Here is a 1,670-nt window from a genome sequence, read left to right on the forward strand (position 1 = left end):
TGAACTGCCCCCTGTCAAGTAGACAGTAGAAATAATAAAAATGATTTAAGCGGCTTTAGTTCTATATTCCATAGGGCTAAGGCCGTTTAATCTTTTTTGATATCTTTCATGATTATAAAAATGGATGTACTCATCCATCGCAGTAGTAAGTTCCTCAAATGTCTTATATTTATGTAAATAATACTTCTCACATTTCAGTGTCCCAAAAAAAGACTCCATTGGCCCATTATCAATACACCGACCCACTCGTGACATGCTATGTGTCATCTCCGCCGCATCTATTTTACGTTTGAACCCTTTAGAGGTGTATTGAAATCCACGGTCACTATGGATAAGAGGGTGTTCTCCATTCAATAGTGCTGTGGCTTGATCAAGTGTCTTGAATACAAGTTGGTTATTATTGGAGTGTCCTAGAACATAACTTATAATGGATCCGTCATAAAGATCACGAATCACACTTAAATAGGCCTTTTTTGATTGGCCATACTTAAGTTCTGTAACGTCCGTTACCCACTTTTCATTTGGTTTTTCGGCTGTAAATTCACGATTTAATATATTGTCTGCCACATGTTGAGGTGTAGAGCGTTTATATTGCTTCTTCTTGACACGAATGACAGAACGTAATCCAGCCACTTTCATCAACCGATCGATTCTTTTATGATTAAGTTTCTCCTCAAACTTTCTATTCATGTGAAGGGTCATCTGACGATAACCGAATATGCCGTCAACTTTTTCATGGAGAATTTTCATCTCTTTGATGATTTCTTTATTCAATATTTCTCTGGATGAAGGAGTACGATTTAGCCACTTATAGTATGCAGATCGTGCAATACCAGCAATTTCACAAAGTAAACTAATACTTAAACTTTCATTCAGGTGAAGCTCTTGAATAGCGACATACTTATCCTCAAATCGGATTTGGCTTATTTTCGCCTCCTTTCGATCTCCTCTAACTTTTTTAAAAATAAATTCTCTGCACGTAACCGTTCATTTTCTCTTTCTAATTTTTTCATTTGAAGGTTCATTTTCTCTTCTGGAGTCAAGCTAGTTTCTTCTTTCTTATTACCACGTTTATCTTTTAGCGCTTCATCTCCTCCATCTTCATACTTCTTAACCCATTGATAGACTTGTTGGTAAGAAACATTATTAGTATTAGCTGCTTCTTGATAATTTTTTCCGTTCCCCAAGCAATCAATTACAATTTGTATTCGTTCTTTCCAAGTCGTTTTTCTTCCTTTAGTCATAGAGCTCGCCCTTCCTGGTGACGTATCTTTTAAATCTCTATGACTATTATACTTCTTTATCCAACCTCTAAGGACAGAAGCATCTGATATTTCATACAATCTAGCAACCTCACGTATAGAATACTCCCCAGACAGACAATCTCTAATGGCAGCTAGCTTCAATTCCTTGGAATACTTTTTCCAAGTGGAAGACTCTTTTAGACCTTCAAAACCACACTTATCATACTTGTGTTTCCACTCCAAAATCGTTGAAGGGTGTACGTTATATTTTGACTCAAGTTTATATGTTGAATAATGCTCGTCTAATTCCTTTAATATCTCGTATTTTTCTTCTGCAGAGTAAGATCTTTTAGACATAATAAATACTCCCCCATAAGCAGCCAGATTTTTATTTTTTAATCTGTCTACCTAAAGGGGAGCATATCA

The 1,670-nt window shown here is 36.0% G+C and carries 1 protein-coding gene; it reads right to left on the minus strand.

The window, feature by feature from the left end:
* Nucleotides 1-45 precede the first annotated feature (45 nt).
* A protein-coding gene (locus ACTHRG_RS23470; RefSeq protein WP_440232168.1) for an IS3 family transposase occupies nucleotides 46-1,601 on the minus strand; the annotation gives its coding sequence in 2 pieces (ribosomal slippage) (nucleotides 46-962 and nucleotides 962-1,601; 1,557 coding nt in all).
* Nucleotides 1,602-1,670: the final 69 nt, after the last annotated feature.

Origin of the sequence: Cytobacillus sp. SAFR-174, assembly GCF_051964675.1 — a bacterium.
Taxonomy (GTDB): domain Bacteria; phylum Bacillota; class Bacilli; order Bacillales; family Cytobacillaceae; genus Cytobacillus.